This window comes from Pantoea sp. NSTU24 (assembly GCF_050157905.1).
In the GTDB taxonomy this organism is placed as follows: Bacteria; Pseudomonadota; Gammaproteobacteria; order Enterobacterales; family Enterobacteriaceae; genus Pantoea.
This window is the reverse complement of the sequence record NZ_JBKIWZ010000001.1, coordinates 2,469,735-2,487,651: the sequence shown is the minus strand read 5'-3', so window position 1 is coordinate 2,487,651 and position 17,917 is coordinate 2,469,735. Positions and strand designations below refer to the sequence as shown.

Here is a 17,917-nt window from a genome sequence, read left to right as displayed (position 1 = left end):
TTTATGCTCACTCAGTTGCGCGAAATTGTAGAAAAAGTGGCGAGTGCGCCGCGTCTCAATGAAGCACTCGACATTCTGGTCAATGAGATCTGTCTGGCGATGGAAACGGAAGTCTGTTCCGTTTACCTCGCCGACCACGATCGTCGCTGCTATTACCTGATGGCGACGCGCGGACTTAAAAAGCCGCGTGGCCGCACGGTGACGCTGGCGTTTGATGAAGGGATTGTCGGTTTAGTGGGCCGTCTGGCTGAGCCAATCAACCTGGCGGATGCGCAGAGCCACCCCAGCTTCAAATATATTCCCTCAGTGAAAGAAGAGCGCTATCGCTCCTTCCTCGGCGTTCCCATTATCAGTCGTCGCCAGCTGCTTGGCGTGCTGGTGGTGCAGCAGCGCGAACACCGTCAGTTTGATGAAAGCGAAGAGTCGTTTCTGGTCACGCTGGCCACGCAGATGGCGACGCTGCTGTCACAGTCTCAGATGGGACAGTTATTTGGTCAGTTCCGGCAGACCCGGGTGCGCGCCATTGCGGCAGCGCCGGGCGTCGCCGTGGCGCCAGGCTGGGTCGATGAGACTCAGCCCCTGCTCGACCAGGTTTCGGCCGCCTCAACGCTGGATGTACAGCGTGAGCGCGAACGGCTGTCGCTCGCCATGAGCGAAGCAGCCAATGAGTTTCGTCGCTTCAGTAAGCGTTTCAGTGCCAGCGCCCAGAAAGAGAGCGCGGCCATCTTCGATCTCTACTCTCACCTGTTAACGGATGCCCGGCTGAAAAAGGATCTGTTCGCGGAGATCGAACGCGGATCCGTCGCCGAATGGGCGGTAAAACAGGTGATCGGGAAATTTGCTAAGCAGTTCGCCAGCCTGAGCGACAGCTATCTGCGCGAACGCGCAGGCGACCTGCGGGTGCTGGGTCAGCGCCTGCTGTTTCACCTTGATGATACGCTGGTCGGCACCAACGCCTGGCCGGAGCGTTTTGTACTGGTGGCCGATGAGCTGACCGCCACCACCTTAGCGGAGCTGCCGCAGGAGCGGCTGGCGGGCGTCGTCGTGCGCGATGGCGCCGCCAACTCGCACGCCGCGATTCTGACGCGCGCCATGGGCATCCCGACGGTGATGGGAGCGGATATTCAGCCTCATCAGCTGAACAAACGTCTGCTGATCGTCGATGGCTATCGCGGTGAGCTGCTGATCGATCCCGAGCCGGTGCTGGTGCAGGAGTATCAGCGACTGATCAGCGAAGAGAATGCGCTGAGCAAAATGGCGGAAGGGGTTGTCGACCAGCCGGGTGAGCTGAAAAGTGGCGAGCGCGTGCAGGTAATGCTGAACGCCGGATTAAGCCCGGAGCATGAGCAGGCGCTCGGCAGCTGGGTAGATGGCATTGGCCTCTATCGCACCGAAATCCCCTTTATGCTGCAAAACGGCTTTCCGTCTGAAGAGGAGCAGGTCGCGCAGTATCAGGGCATGTTGCAGCTGTTTCACGATAAGCCCGTCACGCTGCGTACACTCGATGTCGGGGCAGACAAACAGCTGCCTTACATGCCAATCAGTGAAGAAAACCCCTGTCTGGGCTGGCGCGGTATCCGTTTGACGCTCGACCAGCCGGAGATTTTTCTGGTGCAGGTGCGCGCAATGCTGCGTGCTAACGCCGCCTCCGGCAACCTCAGTATCCTGCTGCCCATGATCAGTCATATCGATGAGATCGACGATGCAAAACAGCTGATCGATCGTGCCGGTCGTGAAGTGGAAGAGATGCTGGGATACCCCATTCCCGCGCCGCGTATCGGTATCATGATCGAAGTGCCGTCAATGCTGTTTATGATCCCGCATCTGGCATCGCGGGTCGATTTTATTTCGGTTGGCACCAACGACCTGACTCAGTATCTGCTGGCAGTGGACCGCAATAACACGCGCGTCGCCAATCTTTATGATTCGCTGCATCCGGCGATGCTGCGCGCGCTGCATGCAATCGCGCAGGAAGCCCGTCTGGCTAATCTGGAATTGTGCCTGTGTGGTGAAATGGCGGGCGATCCGATGTGTGTCGCTCTGCTGGTCGGTCTGGGTTATCACCACCTCAGCATGAACGGCAGGAATGTTCCGCGCGTAAAATATCTGCTGCGTCATCTGGATTATGAAGAGGCGCAGACGCTCAGCGAGCAGGGGATGCATGCGCACACGGCGAAGGAAGTCCGCCATCTGGTTTCAGCGTTTATGGAGCGGCGTGGTCTGGGGGGGTTAATCCGCGGCGGTCGCTAACCGCCGGGCCCGTCAGGCTATTTTATTTGTCATTCCGCCTCCGGGCAGTGCTCACAATCCTCACGTACGCTGTGTACGCGCCGGTTGTTCCGCGCTGCCCGTATCCGGACTGGCTGTAACAACGTATGCCTGACGGGTCAGGCTATACGGGTTATCCGCGTTTACATTTGCGGGACATTTCACAAAACCGGCTGTGCTATGATGCGCAGCCTTAATTTATGTGCCTGACAACACCCCTTTTCAGGGCTGAAAAATAGACGGTGAATGATGAATAACGGCTATATTGCATTTCCGCAGTTCGATCCGGTGATCTTTTCGATCGGACCGGTTTCGCTTCACTGGTACGGTCTGATGTATCTGGTGGGCTTTGTTTTCGCCATGTGGCTGGCGGTACGCCGGGCAAACAAACCTGGCAGCGGCTGGAAAAAGAGGAAGTTGAGAACCTGCTGTACGCCGGTTTCCTGGGAGTCTTCCTGGGCGGACGTATCGGCTATGTGCTGTTCTACAACCTGCCACTGTTCCTGGAAAATCCACTCTATCTGTTCAAAGTCTGGGATGGCGGCATGTCGTTCCACGGTGGCCTGATCGGGGTGATTGTGGTGATGCTGATCTTCGCCCGCCGCACCAAACGCACTTTCTTCCAGGTCTCTGATTTTATTGCACCGCTGATTCCGTTTGGTCTGGGCGCCGGTCGTCTTGGCAACTTCATCAACGGCGAACTCTGGGGCCGTGTCGATCCGAACTTCCGCTATGCCATGCTTTTCCCGGGCTCACGCAGCGAGGATGTCGCGCTGGCCGCCAACAATCCGCAGTACCAGGCCCTGCTGAACACCTACGGCGTGCTGCCGCGTCACGCGTCGCAGCTCTATGAGCTGGCGCTGGAAGGTATCGTACTCTTTATCATCCTCAACCTGTTTATCCGCAAGCCACGCCCGATGGGCAGCGTCTCTGGCCTGTTCCTGATTGGCTATGGCGCGTTCCGCATTATCGTGGAGTTCTTCCGCCAGCCGGATGCCCAGCTTGGCCTGTTTGAAGGCGGCATCAGCATGGGCCAGATCCTCTCTGTGCCCATGATTGTTGCCGGCGTTATTATGATGATCTGGGCGTATCGTCGTCGCCCGCAGCCCCAATTTCGTGAGGAAAAATGAAACAGTATCTGGATTTAATGCGGCATGTGCTGAACGAAGGCACACCAAAAGCTGACCGTACCGGCACCGGTACGCTTTCAATTTTTGGTCACCAGATGCGTTTCAATCTGCAGGATGGTTTTCCGCTGGTCACCACCAAAAAATGTCATGTCCGCTCGATTATTCATGAGCTGCTGTGGTTCCTGAAGGGTGACACCAACATCGGCTACCTTAAAGAGAACAAGGTTTCGATCTGGGATGAGTGGGCAGATGAGAATGGCGATCTCGGCCCGGTCTATGGCAAACAGTGGCGCAGCTGGGGAACCGCCAGCGGCCAGGAGATTGACCAGTTGAGCCAGGTGATGGAGCAGCTGAAGCGCGATCCCGACTCCCGGCGGATTATCGTGTCTGCCTGGAATGTGGGTGAACTCAGTGAGATGGCACTGGCACCCTGCCACGCGTTTTTCCAGTTCTATGTGGCGGATGGCAAACTCTCCTGCCAGCTCTATCAGCGTTCTTGCGACATCTTCCTGGGCCTGCCGTTCAACATCGCCAGCTATGCACTGCTGGTGCACATGGTTGCGCAGCAGTGCGATCTGCAGGTCGGTGACTTTGTCTGGACCGGCGGCGATACGCACCTCTACAGTAACCATCTGGAGCAGGCGCGCCTGCAGCTGACCCGCGAACCGCGTCCATTGCCAAAGCTGGTTATCAAGCGCAAACCGGCGTCACTGTTTGACTATCAGTTCGATGACTTTGAGATTGAAGGCTACGATCCGCATCCTGCGATCAAAGCTCCGGTCGCCATTTGATCGATAAAAATGAGAAAGCCCTGGCTCGCCGCCAGGGTTTTTTTTTGCCTGCAGATCGCCCATTCTGCGGCAGTGCTCGCACGCTTTTGCCCGACTCTGTCAGTGAAGCCGATTCTCTGCCAGCTTCGTTCCAGCGTGCCTGAAAAACGCTTGTCTCACCTCTCCGCAAACCGCACGCTCACCCGATGAAAACAGCATACATGCGGGGCTTTACCCTGCCAGAACTGCTGCTGGTGATGGTGATTGCCGGCACATTAAGTCTCGCGGGATTGCACGGCTGGCAGCGCTGGCAGCAGCGACAGCAACTGCGCGACAGCGCGCAGCAGCTGCAGGGATTTCTGCTGCGGATACGCGCCAGGGCAAACCGGCACAACAGCGACCTGCTTTTATGGTCGCGGTCTGGTACGCCCTGGTGCATCGGTGTCGGCAGCCCTGTCGGTGAATGCCATCCCGGTAACACGCTGCATTTCATCGTCCCCCATCGGGATGTTGCACTGACTGGCATCCGCGGCGAACCGGGCTTCTATGGCCGTCGCAATGTCGCCACTGCGGGCAGCATCGTGCTGGAAAACCGCGCCGGACGCATAAGGCTGATCATCTCGGCCAGGGCCCGTATTCGTCTTTGCATGACGGATGAGGAGAGTTGTCGTTGAAAGTATCCGGATTCAGCCTGCTGGAGATGCTGATTGCAATGGCAATCAGTGCCGTCGTGATGATCAGCGTCGGACGTTTTCTGCCGCGGCTGGTGGCAGAGAGTGCCAGCGTGCTACAGCGTGCGCAGCTGCGTCAGGAGTTACAGCAGATAATGACCACACTGGAAAAAGCAGTGCGGCGTGCCGGCTATTGTCATGGCGAATGCGGGCCGGGCGCACTGACCCTCCGCGAGAACTGCCTGCTGCTGCGCTGGGATGAGAACAGCAACGGGAGATGGGACGCGGCAGGTCATACCGGCAGCGATTATTACGGCTATCGCCTGCGACAGCAGCAGCTTGAGACGCAGCGCGGGGTGGATGAGTGTCAGTCTGCGGGGTGGGAGCGGCTATCCGATCCCGCCTTCATGACGCTGGAGCAGTTCAGTCTCCGCCGGCAGGGCAGGCAGATCAGAATCGTACTGCAGGGGCGGGCCGGACGCTGGCTTGAAACGATCGAGAGCTGGGTTGAAGGAGAGAATCTGTGAGGCAGCGAGGCAGCAGCGCCCTGGGCATGGTCATGATGATGCTGCTGATCGGCAGCATTACGCTGCACGCCAGCCGCAACATGTCTGAGCAGGGAATGCGCCTGCTGGCGAATGAGCAGCATGACATTAACGATTTCTGGCAGGCGCAGTCTGCGTTGCAGTGGGGGTTTTCCCTGCGCTGGTCAGCCAGCGAGGCCGCGCACTGTCAGCAGGACGCGCGCCAGGGCTGGCGCAGTTGTTTACAGAGAGGAGAAAAGGATGATGTGCTGCTTAAAGGTGAAGCCAGCAACAGTGGCATGGCCGTCTGGCATTGGGGCCGGTTACAGGGCCATCAGGTCATTGCGCTGCCCCACGGCTGGATCGACTATTGTCCGCTCACGCCCCCGGCAGCCTGCCTGTAACTGCCGCGGATTCAGCCTGCCGGAGCTCCTGTTTGCATTGCTGCTTATGGCGCTCAGCACCAGCACACTGCTGCACTATCACCGCGCGCTGGCGCTGAGCTTCAGTCAGCAGTGGGCGCAGCGCGAGGCCTGGCGGGTCGCTGAACAGCGACTGAACGGGCATGACGTGGCAGGCTGGCGATCCAGCCTGCAGCAAAAAACGGGTCCGTCAGGTTGTTCCTTTGAGCAGGCTGACGTCATGGGCCCCTGGCAGCGCCGCGCCACGCTCACGCGACTGCGATGTTAAGCGCGCCATATCGCCCTTTTGATGGGTTTCAGCAGCGATACGCGGTAAAGTGACAGGGCCGCAATACCGCAGTCATGTTCTGAGTTATCACAGGAGTTTTCATGTTTCATGTCTATCACTCAAATCAGCTTGATGTGCTGAAGATTCTGGCGGCTGCGGTGATTAAACATGATCCTCTTGATGACCCGTTCGCCTCTGAGATGATCCTGGTGCAGAGCCCCGGAATGGCGCAATGGCTGCAGATGGAGCTGGCGCAAACCTTTGGCATTGCCGCCAACATTGAGTTTCCGCTGCCCGCCAGTTTTATCTGGGAAATGTTTGTCCGCGTCCTGCCGGACATCCCGGTAGAGAGCGCCTTCAGCAAGGCCAGCATGGGCTGGAAACTGATGCACCGGCTGCCGGTCATGCTGGAGCAGGACGAGTTTACCTCGTTGCGGCACTACCTCCATGACGACGGCGACAAACGTAAGCTGTTTCAGCTCAGTACCCGCATAGCCGATCTCTTTGACCAGTATCTGGTTTACCGGGCCGACTGGCTCAACAGCTGGGAGCGCGGTGAAACGATCGAAGGTCTGGGGGATGCGCAACGCTGGCAGGCTGCGCTCTGGCGCGACCTGGTCAGTTATACTCAGGTCCTGCGCCAGCCGGAATGGCACCGTGCTAACCTCTATGCGCGCTTTATCCAGACGCTGGAGCAGGCGAAAAGCACACCGGACAATCTGCCAAAGCGGGTGTTCATCTGTGGCATCTCGGCGCTGCCGCCGGTCTATCTGCAGGCGCTGCAGGCGCTGGGTCGTCACATCGATATCCATCTGCTGTTCACCAATCCCTGTCGTGACTACTGGGGCGATATTCAGGACTACGCGTTTCTGGCGAAGCTGCAGAGTCGTCAGCGCCGGCGACATGGCGCGGATGAAACGCGCGCGCTTTTCCGCAATGCAGAGCAGGCCCCGGCGCTGTTTAACGACGCCGGGGAACAGCAGCTGACGAATCCGCTGCTTGCCTCCTGGGGGAAACTGGGACGTGACAATCTGTTCCTGCTCAGTCAGATGGACTCAAACGACGATATCGATGCCTTTGTAGATGTTGAACCGGACAACCTGCTGCACTGTATGCAGCACGATCTTCTTAATCTGCAGGACAACGCCATTATCGGTCTGAACGCCGCAGAACTGGCGCACAGCGATCGTAAGCGCTGTCTGGATCCGGACGATCGATCTATTGCCGTTCAGGTCTGCCACAGCGCCCAGCGCGAGGTCGAAGTCCTGCAGGATCATCTGCTGGCGATGATGGAGGCCGATCCGGATTTAAAAGCGCGTGACATCATCGTCATGGTGGCCGATATCGACGCCTATGCACCTTTCATCCAGGCGGTATTTGCCAATGCGCCAGCCGATCGCTATCTGCCCTTTGCCATTTCAGACCGTCGCGCCAGTCAGGCGCATCCAGCCATTGTGGCGTTTCTGCAGCTGCTGGCGCTGCCGGACAGCCGGTTTGTCTCGGAAGATGTGCTGGCATTGCTGGATGTCCCGGCGCTGGCTGCTCACTTCTCGATTGATGAAAGTGGCCTGCGTTTGCTGCGGCGCTGGGTCAGTGAATCGGGCATACGCTGGGGCCTGGATGATGCCAGTGTGGAGGCGCTGTCACTCCCCATCACCGGCCAGCACACCTGGCGATTTGGCCTGCAGCGTATGCTGCTCGGTTATGCGATGGAGAGCCACAACGGTGACTGGGAAGGGATCCTGCCCTATGACGAATCGAGTGGTCTGGTGGGAGAACTGGCGGGCCATCTGGCAGAGCTGCTCTCCCGGCTTAACGACTGGCGACAGCGGCTGGCTGAAGCCCGGCCACTGGCAGAGTGGCTGCCACTGTGCCGTGAACTGCTGAACGCCTTTTTCAGCCCCGATGCAGAAACCGAGGCCGCACTGCTGCTGGTCGAGGAGCAGTGGCAGGCGCTGATCGACTACGGCATGGCTGCGCGGTTTGAAGAGGCGATTCCGGTATCACTGTTGCGCGACGACTTGCGCAGCCGGCTCGACCAGCAACGTATCAGTCAGCGTTTTCTGGCCGGACAGATTAACTTTTGTACCCTGATGCCGATGCGATCCATTCCTTTCCAGCTGGTCTGTCTGCTGGGAATGAACGACGGCGTCTATCCACGCACGCTTGCGCCGCTGGGTTTCGATTTAATGCAGCAACAGTCCCGCAAAGGCGACCGCAGCCGCCGCGATGATGACCGTTATCTCTTTCTGGAGGCGATGATCTCTGCGCAGCGGCAGCTTTATATCAGCTACATCGGCCGGGCGATTCAGGATAATACCGAACGCTACCCCTCTGTACTGGTCACAGAGTTGCTGGATTACATCGGACAGAGCTTCTATCTGGAGGGTGACGGCCACCTTGAGCTGGATGAGAGTGCAGAACGGGTGCGGATGCACCTGCAGCATCTGCATAGCCGGATGCCGTTTGACGCGGAGAACTTTCAGCCTGCTGCCCGGGTGCAGAGTTTTGCCCGTGAGTGGCTGCCTGCCGCGCAGAAAGCAGGTCAGCCTCAGCCCGACTTTGTGCAGCCGCTGACGGCCCCGGTAATTGAGACCCTGACGCTGGAAGCGTTTCTGCGCTTCTGGCGGCATCCGGTGCGTGCCTGGTTCCACCAGCGGCTCGGCGTCAGTTTCTGGCTGGAGGAGAACGAACTGCCCGACAGCGAACCTTTTGCGCTCGACAACCTCGAACGTTATCAGATTAACGCGCAGCTGCTGAATGCGCTGGTTGAAGGTGAGGATACGCAGCGGCTCTATGCGCATCATCGTGCGGCCGGTAATCTGCCCTATGGCGCGTTCGGTGAACTGTTCTGGCAGGCACAGCGCGATGAGATGCAGGAGGTGGCCGTGGAAGTCGTCACGCAGCGCAGCGACGGCGTGAGCTGGGAAGTCAATCTGCAACTGGATCAGGTCAGCTTAACCGGCTGGCTGACGCAGGTGCAGGATGATGGACTGCTGCGCTGGCGGCCTGGCGTGCTCAACATGAACGATGGACTGTTGCTCTGGCTGGAGCATCTGGTCTACTGCGCACTGGGCGGCACCGGCAGCAGCCGGATGTTTGGCCGCCAGAAGAGCCGCTGGACGTTCCTTGCGGTGCCGCAGGCAGAGGCGGTCGCGGCGCTGAATGAGTATGTTGCGGGCTATCTGGCCGGTATGCGTCAGCCGCTGATGTTACTCAACAAAAGCGGAGGCGCCTGGCTTACCGCCAGCTACGACAAAAAAAGTCAGCAGATGCTTACTGATGAGGCGACGCAGCTTAAAGCGCGTAATCGCCTGCTGGCCGCCTGGCAGGGCAACTATCAGGTGGAAGGTGAGGGAGGCGACCCCTATCTGCAGCGTCTTTGCCGGGTGCTGGATGAAGCACAGCTGCAGCAGATCACTGAGGCGGCACAGCACTGGTATCTGCCCGTGCTGACGGCGCATCAGGACGATGAATAACCGCTCAGCGCGCGTTTTTGCCTATTAATTTTACACAGCAATTTTGCTCTGCTTTGAGTTGCCGGGTCAGAAACGGGCGGCTTATCGGGAAATGAGAGGAGTTTACATGCGGGTATACGCACGCTGGATAGCGGCGCTGGTGTTTGGCCTGACGGCCTGCACGGCTCTGGCGGAGGCCTCATCAGGCTGGCAGCCAGTGAATGAAACCATTCGCAAAAGTGAACAGGATCCGCGCCATTATCAGGCAATCCGGCTGGATAACGGCATGACCGTATTACTGGTTTCCGATCCGGTCGCGCCGAAATCCCTGGCCGCGCTGACACTGCCGATAGGATCGCTGGACGATCCCGATCAGCAGGCAGGACTGGCGCACTATCTGGAACACATGGTGCTGATGGGCTCAAAGCACTACCCGCAGCCAGACAATCTGGCCGAATTTCTTAAAAAACATGGCGGCAGCCATAACGCCAGTACCGCTGCTTATCGCACCGCTTTCTATCTGGAAGTGGAAAATGATTCGCTGGCACCGGCGGTTGATCGGCTGGCCGATGCCGTGGCTGAGCCGCTGCTGGATCCGGTTAATGCCGATCGCGAACGCCATGCCGTCAACGCCGAGCTGACAATGGCACGTTCACGCGACGGACTGCGTATGGCGCAGGTCGGCGCAGAAACCCTGAATCCGGCGCATCCGGCGTCACGCTTCTCAGGCGGGAATCTCGATACCCTGAAAGATAAACCTGGCAGCAAGCTGCACCAGGCGCTGCTGGATTTCTACCACACCCATTACTCGGCCAACCTGATGAAGGCGGTTATCTACAGCAACAAGCCGTTGCCAGAAATGGCGGCAATTGCGGCGAAAACGTTTGGCCGGGTGCAGAATCATGATGCCAGCGTGCCGGCGATAACGGTGCCGGTAGTGACCGATGCGCAGCAGGGCATCATCATTCACTACGTTCCGGCTCAGCCGCGCAAACAGCTTAAACTTGAGTTCCGCATTGCCAATAACAGCGATCGCTTTCGCAGTAAAACCGACACGCTCATCAGCTATCTGATCGGTAATCGCAGTAAAAACACGCTGACCGACTGGCTGCAGAAACAGGGGCTGGCCGACGGCGTTAACGCGGGCGCTGACCCAATGACCGAGCGTAACAGCGGCGTCTTTGCTATTACCGTCTCCCTGACTGACAAAGGTCTGGCGCAGCGTGACGAGGTCGTGGCGGCGATCTTCAGCTACATCCATCTGCTGCGTCAGCAGAGCGATGATAAGCGTTACTTCGATGAGGTATCGCATGTACTGGCGCTCGACTTCCGCTATCCCTCTATTACCCGCGATATGGATTACATTGAGTGGCTGGCAGATACCATGCTGCGCGTTCCGATTGAGCATACGCTGGATGCCCCCTATCTGGCGGACCAGTATGACGCGGCCGCGATACATGCCCGGCTGGATGAGATGACGCCGCAGCATGCGCGCATCTGGTATATCAGCCCGCAGGAGCCACACAATAAAAACGCCTATTTTGTTGAGGCGCCCTATCAGGTAGAGAAAATCACACCCGCTACCTTCGCTGACTGGCAGCAGCGTGCCAGTCAGATCCCCCTTGCGATGCCGGTGCTGAATCCCTATATTCCGGATGATTTCACCCTGTTGCCGTCTGATGGCAAAATTTATACCCATCCGGTCAGGCTGGAGAATAAAGAGGGAATGCGTATTTACTGGATGCCCAGTCGCTACTATGCCAGTGAGCCGAAAGCGGCGATAACCCTGGCGCTGCGCAATAAAAATGCCATCAGCGACGCCCGTCAGCAGGTGCTGTTCGGGCTGAACGACTACCTTTCCAGCCTGGCGCTGGATGAACTTAACTCACAGGCTTCGGTGGGTGGCATCAGCTTCTCAACCGGTGAAGATCAGGGGCTGGTGTTCAGCGCCAATGGTTTTACTCAGCGGCTGCCAATGCTGCTGAAGAAGCTGGTAGAAGGGTATGCCAGTTTCCGGCCGACAGAACAGCAGCTTGAGCAGGCCAAATCCTGGTATCTGGAGCGGCTCGACGCGGCGGAAAAAGGCAAAGCGTTTGAGCAGGCTATTCAGCCGATGCAGATGCTGTCACAGCTGCCCTACACCCAGCGCGAAACCCGCCGCCGGCTGGTGAGTGGTATCTCGCTTCAGGATGTCAGTGACTACCGCGATACGCTGTTTCGTGATGCCACGCCAGAGATGATGGTGGTGGGAAATCTTAGCGCAGACAGCGTGGTCCGGCTCGGGCATGAGCTCAGGGAGCAGATGCAGAGTCATGCACCGCGTAACTGGCCCAGCCAGTTCGTCACCATCAACAAACCGCTGAAAGTCAATCTGCAGCAGCAGGGCAGCAGCACCGACTCTGCTCTGGCCGCACTCTACGTACCACTGGGGTACAGTGAATATCAGAGCATGGCGAACAGCGCGATGCTGAGCCAGATCGTACAGCCGTGGTTCTACAATCAGCTGCGTACCAAAGAGCAGCTTGGCTATGCGGTGTTTGCCTTCCAGATGCCCGTGGGACGGCAGTGGGGCGTTGGTTTCCTGTTGCAAAGTAACAGTAAGCAGCCCGGCTGGCTGTTACAGCGATATCAGGCGTTCTATCCTCAGGCAGAAAAAAGATTGCGCAGCATGAGTCAGGCCGATTTTGTACAGTACCAGCAGGCGATGATTAACGATCTGCAGCAGCGTCCTCAGACGCTGTATGAAGAGGCCGATCGTTTCGGCCGCGACTTCGACCGCCAGAACGACCGCTTTGATACCCGACAGAAAATGATTGAGCAGGTTCAGCAGCTGACCCCAATCAGCCTGGCGGACTTTTTCCGGCGCGCCGTGATTGAACACAAAGGTATGGTGATGACCTCACAGATTGCAGGCACCGGCAATGGCAAAACTGAATTTGCCCGGCAGCCTGGCTGGAAGACCTGGGCTGAAGTCGCAAAACTGCAGCAGTCGCTGCCGGTAAAGAGTGAAACCCCATGACGCCGTTACCTGCTATTTCGCTGAATCCTCTGACACTGCCGCTCAGGGGCGAGCGACTGATTGAGGCGTCCGCCGGTACCGGCAAAACCTTTACCATCGGTCTGCTTTATCTGCGGCTGCTGCTGGGGCTGGGCGACGAAAATGCTTACAGCCGGCCGCTCTCGGTGGAAGAAATTCTGGTCGTGACCTTTACCGAGGCCGCGACCGCTGAACTGCGCGGGCGCATCCGTGAGAATATTCATCAGCTTCGTCTGGCCTGCATTCGCGGCAAAAGCAGTAATCCGATGCACCAGTTACTGCTGGCGCAGATGCCGGATCTGAGTCAGGCCGCCGCACAACTGCTGGCGGCTGAACGACAGATGGACGAAGCCGCCATATTCACCATTCACGGTTTCTGTCAGCGGATGCTTAATCTCAATGCTTTTGAATCGGGGATGCTGTTCGAGCAGGAGTTAATTGAAGATGAGCAGGCGCTGCTGAAACAGTCAACCGCCGATTTCTGGCGTCGCCAGTGCTACCCACTGAGTCTCGATGTGGCGCGGATCATCGCCGCAGAGTGGAACGGACCTGACAGTCTGCTGGCAACGCTGCGCCCCTGGCTGCAGGGGGAGTCGCCGGGGCTGAAACGTCCGCCTGCAGCCGGTGAGACACTGGAGAACCGCCACGCCCGTAACCTGGCGCGTATCAAAACCATCAAGCAGCAATGGCAGGCGCTGAGCGCAGATGTAGAGGGGATCGTCAGCGCATCAGGCGTGGATAAGCGCAGCTACAGCAGTAAACACCTGCCCAACTGGGTGGCCCGCGTCACGCTGTGGGCCAGCAGCGAGACGCTGGATTATCAGTTACCTAAAGAGCTGGAGCGCTTCGGGCAGCAGGTGCTGGCGGAGAAAACCAAAAAGGGTGAAGCGCCCCGTCATGCGCTGTTTGAGGCGATCGATCAGTTCCTGGCCGAACCCCTGTCGCTGCGCGATGTGATCATCGCTCAGGCGCTGTCCGATGTGCGTGCCACAGTGCAGCGTGAGAAACGGCTACGTGCGCTGTTAGGCTTTGACGATCTGCTCAGTAAGCTGGATGAGGCGTTGCAACAGCCGGGCGGCGTCCTGCTGGCCGAAACCATCAGGACACGCTTTCCGGTTGCCCTGATTGATGAGTTTCAGGATACCGATCCACAGCAGTATCGTATCTTCCGCGCGCTCTACATTAATCAGCCTGAACAGGCACTGTTTCTGATTGGCGATCCCAAGCAGGCGATTTATGCGTTTCGTGGCGCGGATATTTTTACCTATCTGCGGGCCCGAAGCGAAGTTAGTGCTCACTACACACTGGATACCAACTGGCGCTCCTCTCCCGAAATGGTCGCGAGCGTCAACCGACTGTTTTCTCAGGTCAATTCGCCTTTTCTCTTTTCGGCAATCCCTTTCCAGCCAGTGAAGCCCGCCGCATCGAATCAGTCGCTGACGCTGACGCGTGATCAGCAGCAGCAACCGGCGCTGCGCTTCTGGCTGCAGCCCGGCGAGGGCGTCGGCAGTAGTGACTACCAGCAATTTATGGCGCAGCAGTGTGCGGCCGACATCAGCCGCTGGCTGATTGCAGGTCAGCAGGGACGCGCCCTGCTGGGCAAAGGTGAGGCGCTCCAGCCGGTGCGGGCGTCCGACATCACCGTACTGGTGCGCAGCCGCAATGAGGCCGGTTTAATCCGCGATGCGCTGAATGCGCTGGCGATTCCATCGGTCTATCTTTCCAGCCGGGACAGCGTCTACATCACGCCGGAAGCGCGTGAGTTACTCTGGCTGCTGCAGGCGATACAGGCACCGGAACAGGAACGCCTGCTGCGCAGCGCGCTGGCCACCTCCATTTTTGCCATCGATGCGGCAACGCTTGACGCGCTGACGCAGAACGAACGCGAATGGGATGCGCTGGTGGACCAGTTCGCCACCTGGCAGCAGCTGTGGCACCAGCGCGGCGTCCTGCCGATGCTGCGGGACGTGATGATTAAACGGCAGCTGGCAGAGAATATGCTGGCCTCGGAGAGTGGTGAGCGGCGGCTGACGGACCTGATGCATCTGGGTGAACTGCTGCAGGAGGCGTCGGTGCAGCTGGAGAGTCCGCATGCGCTGGTGCGCTTCCTGGCGCAGCAGATTGCCCGGCCAAACAGCCAGGCCGCCAGCCAGCAGCTGCGTCTGGAAAGCGATCGGCATCTGGTGCAGATCATCACCATCCATAAATCGAAAGGGCTGCAGTATCCGCTGGTCTGGCTGCCGTTTGCTGCCGGATTCCGCGAGGCGGCCAGCGCGCTCTACCACGACCGCGACACCTTTACGGCGCTGCTGGATGTGCAGGGTGATGCACAAAGCCTGGCGCTGGCCGAAGAGGAGCGTCTGGCGGAAGATTTGCGACTGCTCTATGTGGCGCTGACCCGTTCGGTCTATCACTGCAGTGTCGGCATTGCGCCGCTGATTAAAGGCACCCGCAAAAAAGAGGGTGAAAGCGATCTGCACAAGAGCGCGCTGGGCTATCTGGTGCAGCAGGGCGAGGCGGCTGATGCCCGGCAGCTCAGCCAGCGGCTGAATGCCTTATGCGGTGAGGGCATTGCGCTGACAGAAGAGGATCTGCTGCCAGGCGAGAGGTGGCAGGATGCACGACAGGATGATGAGGCATTAAGCAGCCGCGACATGACGCGCACGCTGACCGATCTCTGGCGCGTAACCAGCTACTCTGGCCTGCAACAGCATCATAGTTCACCGCTGCTGGATGCGCTGCCCAGCTTCGATATTGACGCGGCAGGTGAGGAGGAAGCGAACGAAGAGGCGGCTCTGACGCCCCATCACTTTCCGCGCGGTGCGGCACCTGGCACGTTTTTACATGGTCTGTTTGAGTCGATCGACTTTACCGAGTCGCCGGATCGCATGTGGCTTGAAGATCAGCTGCAGCATAATGGCTATTCGCTGAGCTGGTTACCGGTTCTGGAGCAGTGGATCGAGCGCGTTCTGCGCACGCCGCTTAACGCGGAAGGGGTGACGCTGTCGGCGATAAAGAGCAGCGAACGGCTGATTGAGATGGAGTTCTATCTGCCAATCAACAACCTGCTGACGGCGGCCGATCTCGACGCGCTGCTGCGGCGTCATGATCCGCTTTCCCGCCAGGCTGCCCCCCTGGATTTCCGTCAGGTGCGCGGAATGCTGAAGGGCTTTATCGATCTGGTCTTCCGCTGGCAGGGCAAATATTATCTGCTCGACTATAAATCGAACTGGCTCGGGGACAGTCACGCCGCTTACACCCCTGAGGCGATGGCGCAGGCAATGATCGGCCACCGCTACGATCTGCAGTATCAGCTCTATACGCTGGCGCTGCATCGCTATCTGCAGCATCGTCTGCCCGGCTACCGCTATGAGAACCATTTTGGTGGCGTATTTTATCTGTTTTTACGCGGGATGGATGGCAGTTCGCCGGATAACGGCATCTTTGCTACCCGTCCTGATGAAGACTTTGTGGAAGAAATCGATGCACTGTTTGGTGAACCCGGGGAGGGGGTATGAATGAGATGCTAAGCCTGCTACTGCAGGCGGCAGAGAAACGTCTCCTGCGGCCACTGGATATTCAGTTTGCGCGACTGATCGCGCCGGAATCACAGCCTGCGCTGCTGCTGGCAGCGGCCTGCGTCAGTGCGGAAGCCGGTGAGGGTCATGTCTGTCTGCCACTCAGCAACCTCTGCGAAGCAACCCTGTTTGCCGGTCGTCAGCCTGCGCTGGCCCAGGCAATCTGGCAGGCGGCGGGCGCGCCGGATGACTGGCCTGCACGTCTGGCTGACTGGCCAGCCGTCAGCGACGGCAGCCGGGTGACGCCGCTGGTGCTGAGCCACCAGCGTTTGTATCTGCACCGGCTGTGGCAGAGTGAAGGCCGGGTAGCCGACTTCTTTGCCGCGCAGGAGGTAAAAACCACGTTTGATATCCAGGCCGCGAGTGAGGTGCTGAACACGCTGTTTGGTGACCAGCCAGAGGACTGGCAGAAGATTGCGGCGGCCGTGGCGCTGACCCGCAAGACGGCGGTGATCTCTGGCGGGCCGGGCACCGGTAAAACCACCACCGTGGCAAAGCTCCTCGCTGCACTGATCCGGCTGCATCCGGGCGCGCTGCGGATCCAGCTGGCCGCACCAACCGGCAAAGCCGCGGCGCGGCTGACCGAATCACTGGGCAAAGCCCTGCAGGATCTGGCCGTCAGCGACGAAGAGCGCCGGCGTTTTCCGGCTGAAGCCACCACGCTGCATCGTCTGCTGGGCGCTCAGCCCGAAACCCAGCGGATGCGCTACCATGCCGGAAATCCGCTGCATCTGGATGTACTGGTCGTGGATGAGGCATCGATGGTTGACCTGCCGATGATGGCAAAACTGATTGCCGCACTGCCTGGCCATGCGCGCGTGATCTTTCTGGGCGATCGCGACCAGCTCGCCTCGGTTGAGGCGGGGGCCGTGCTGGGTGATATCTGCCGCTGCACCGAGGGCGGTTACAGTCTGGCCCGGGCAGAGCAGCTCACACGGCTGACCGGCTGCGCCCTTGAGGGCAGTGATGATGCACAGGCACCCTCCGTGCGCGACAGCATCTGCCTGCTGCAGAAGAGTTACCGTTTTGATGCCACCTCCGGCATCGGTCAGCTCGCTAAAGCGATCAACCGGGGGGATGCTGTGCAGGTCAATGCTCTGTTCACCTCGGCCTGCGCGGATGTCAGCTATCAGACGCTGAACAGCGCCGAAGCCTATCAGGCGATGCTGGATGAGGTCGCGCAGGGGTATCAGCCGTTTCTGCAGCTCATCAGAGAGCAGGCGCCTCCGGCGGAGGTGATTGCCGCGTTTGGCCGGTATCAGCTGCTGTGTGCATTACGTGAAGGGCCCTTTGGCGTGCAGGGTCTGAATCAGCGCATCGAACAGCGACTGATGCAGTTACAGCGCATCCGGCGTCCCGGCGTCGGCAGCCGCTGGTATGCCGGACGGCCGGTAATGATCAGCCGCAATGACAGCGCGCTTGGCCTGTTCAATGGCGATATCGGCATTACGCTGCGCGATGAGGAGGGCAATCTCAGGGTCTTCTTCCCGCTGCCGGATGGGTCGATTAAGGCGATTCAGCCGAGCCGGTTGCCATCACACGAAACGGCCTGGGTTATGACGGTGCACAAATCGCAGGGATCGGAGTTTGACCATACTGCGCTGGTCATGCCGACGCAGTTTCTGCCGGTGCTGACGAGGGAGCTGGTCTACACCGCGATCACCCGTGCGCGGCGACAGCTGACGATTTACAGCGAACCGGGGGTGTTCCAGCGTGCGGTTCAGCTGCAGACGCAGCGACGCAGCGGTCTGGTCGAACGCCTGGGCGCAGACGGCTGAAGAGGGCAGAAAA

General features: G+C 59.0%; 10 protein-coding genes and 1 pseudogene. All 11 read left to right on the top strand.

Translation table 11 applies throughout. The annotated features are described in order from the left end of the window. Positions 1–3: 3 nt before the first annotated feature. The 11 genes and pseudogenes from ptsP (at position 4) to recD (ending at position 17,904) form a co-directional block, all read left to right on the top strand. Positions 4–2,250, top strand: a complete 2,247-nt coding sequence (gene ptsP / locus ACLHDD_RS11770) for a phosphoenolpyruvate--protein phosphotransferase (protein ID WP_427104250.1) — start codon at positions 4–6, stop codon at positions 2,248–2,250. A gap of 267 nt (positions 2,251–2,517) precedes the next feature. Then, positions 2,518–3,398, top strand: a pseudogene (gene lgt / locus ACLHDD_RS11765) (prolipoprotein diacylglyceryl transferase). Next, positions 3,395–4,189, top strand: a complete 795-nt coding sequence (gene thyA, locus ACLHDD_RS11760; protein WP_427104249.1) for a thymidylate synthase — start codon at positions 3,395–3,397, stop codon at positions 4,187–4,189. Before lgt ends, thyA begins: the two are co-directional and overlap by 4 nt. Positions 4,190–4,374: 185 nt before the next feature. Continuing rightward, a complete protein-coding gene (locus ACLHDD_RS11755) occupies positions 4,375–4,842 on the top strand; it encodes a prepilin-type N-terminal cleavage/methylation domain-containing protein (protein ID WP_427104248.1) in 468 nt (155 codons plus the stop codon). Next, complete coding sequence (locus ACLHDD_RS11750; protein WP_427104247.1) at positions 4,839–5,366, top strand: prepilin peptidase-dependent protein; 528 nt, start codon at positions 4,839–4,841, stop codon at positions 5,364–5,366. The genes ACLHDD_RS11755 and ACLHDD_RS11750 overlap by 4 nt, the downstream gene beginning before the upstream one ends. Beyond that, positions 5,363–5,767 carry a DUF2509 family protein gene (locus ACLHDD_RS11745; RefSeq protein WP_427104246.1) on the top strand — a complete coding sequence of 135 codons (405 nt, stop codon included), beginning with the start codon at positions 5,363–5,365 and terminating at the stop codon, positions 5,765–5,767. Before ACLHDD_RS11750 ends, ACLHDD_RS11745 begins: the two co-directional genes overlap by 4 nt. 46 nt (positions 5,768–5,813) lie before the next feature. After that, positions 5,814–6,053 (top strand): prepilin-type N-terminal cleavage/methylation domain-containing protein, encoded by a 240-nt coding sequence (locus ACLHDD_RS11740; RefSeq protein ID WP_427105206.1) that lies wholly within the window; start codon positions 5,814–5,816, stop codon positions 6,051–6,053. 101 nt (positions 6,054–6,154) lie between these two features. Further along, on the top strand, positions 6,155–9,532 hold the full coding sequence (recC, locus tag ACLHDD_RS11735; protein WP_427104245.1) for an exodeoxyribonuclease V subunit gamma: 3,378 nt from the start codon (positions 6,155–6,157) through the stop codon (positions 9,530–9,532). Between the two features lie 106 nt (positions 9,533–9,638). After that, positions 9,639–12,530 carry a pitrilysin gene (gene ptrA, locus ACLHDD_RS11730; RefSeq protein WP_427104244.1) on the top strand — a complete coding sequence of 964 codons (2,892 nt, stop codon included), beginning with the start codon at positions 9,639–9,641 and terminating at the stop codon, positions 12,528–12,530. Beyond that, positions 12,527–16,066 carry an exodeoxyribonuclease V subunit beta gene (gene recB / locus ACLHDD_RS11725; protein ID WP_427104243.1) on the top strand — a complete coding sequence of 1,180 codons (3,540 nt, stop codon included), beginning with the start codon at positions 12,527–12,529 and terminating at the stop codon, positions 16,064–16,066. The genes ptrA and recB overlap by 4 nt, the downstream gene beginning before the upstream one ends. Then, complete coding sequence (gene recD / locus ACLHDD_RS11720) at positions 16,063–17,904, top strand: exodeoxyribonuclease V subunit alpha (RefSeq protein ID WP_427104242.1); 1,842 nt, start codon at positions 16,063–16,065, stop codon at positions 17,902–17,904. The genes recB and recD overlap by 4 nt, the downstream gene beginning before the upstream one ends. The last annotated feature ends 13 nt before the right edge of the window (positions 17,905–17,917 follow it).

Coding starts and splice junctions, on each gene's coding strand:
- ptsP (WP_427104250.1), top strand. CDS start 4: ATGCTCACTCAGTTGCGCGAAATTGTAGAAAAAGTGGCGAGTGCGCCG.
- thyA (WP_427104249.1), top strand. CDS start 3,395: ATGAAACAGTATCTGGATTTAATGCGGCATGTGCTGAACGAAGGCACA.
- ACLHDD_RS11755 (WP_427104248.1), top strand. CDS start 4,375: ATGAAAACAGCATACATGCGGGGCTTTACCCTGCCAGAACTGCTGCTG.
- ACLHDD_RS11740 (WP_427105206.1), top strand. CDS start 5,814: ATGGCGCTCAGCACCAGCACACTGCTGCACTATCACCGCGCGCTGGCG.
- recC (WP_427104245.1), top strand. CDS start 6,155: ATGTTTCATGTCTATCACTCAAATCAGCTTGATGTGCTGAAGATTCTG.
- ptrA (WP_427104244.1), top strand. CDS start 9,639: ATGCGGGTATACGCACGCTGGATAGCGGCGCTGGTGTTTGGCCTGACG.
- recB (WP_427104243.1), top strand. CDS start 12,527: ATGACGCCGTTACCTGCTATTTCGCTGAATCCTCTGACACTGCCGCTC.
- recD (WP_427104242.1), top strand. CDS start 16,063: ATGAATGAGATGCTAAGCCTGCTACTGCAGGCGGCAGAGAAACGTCTC.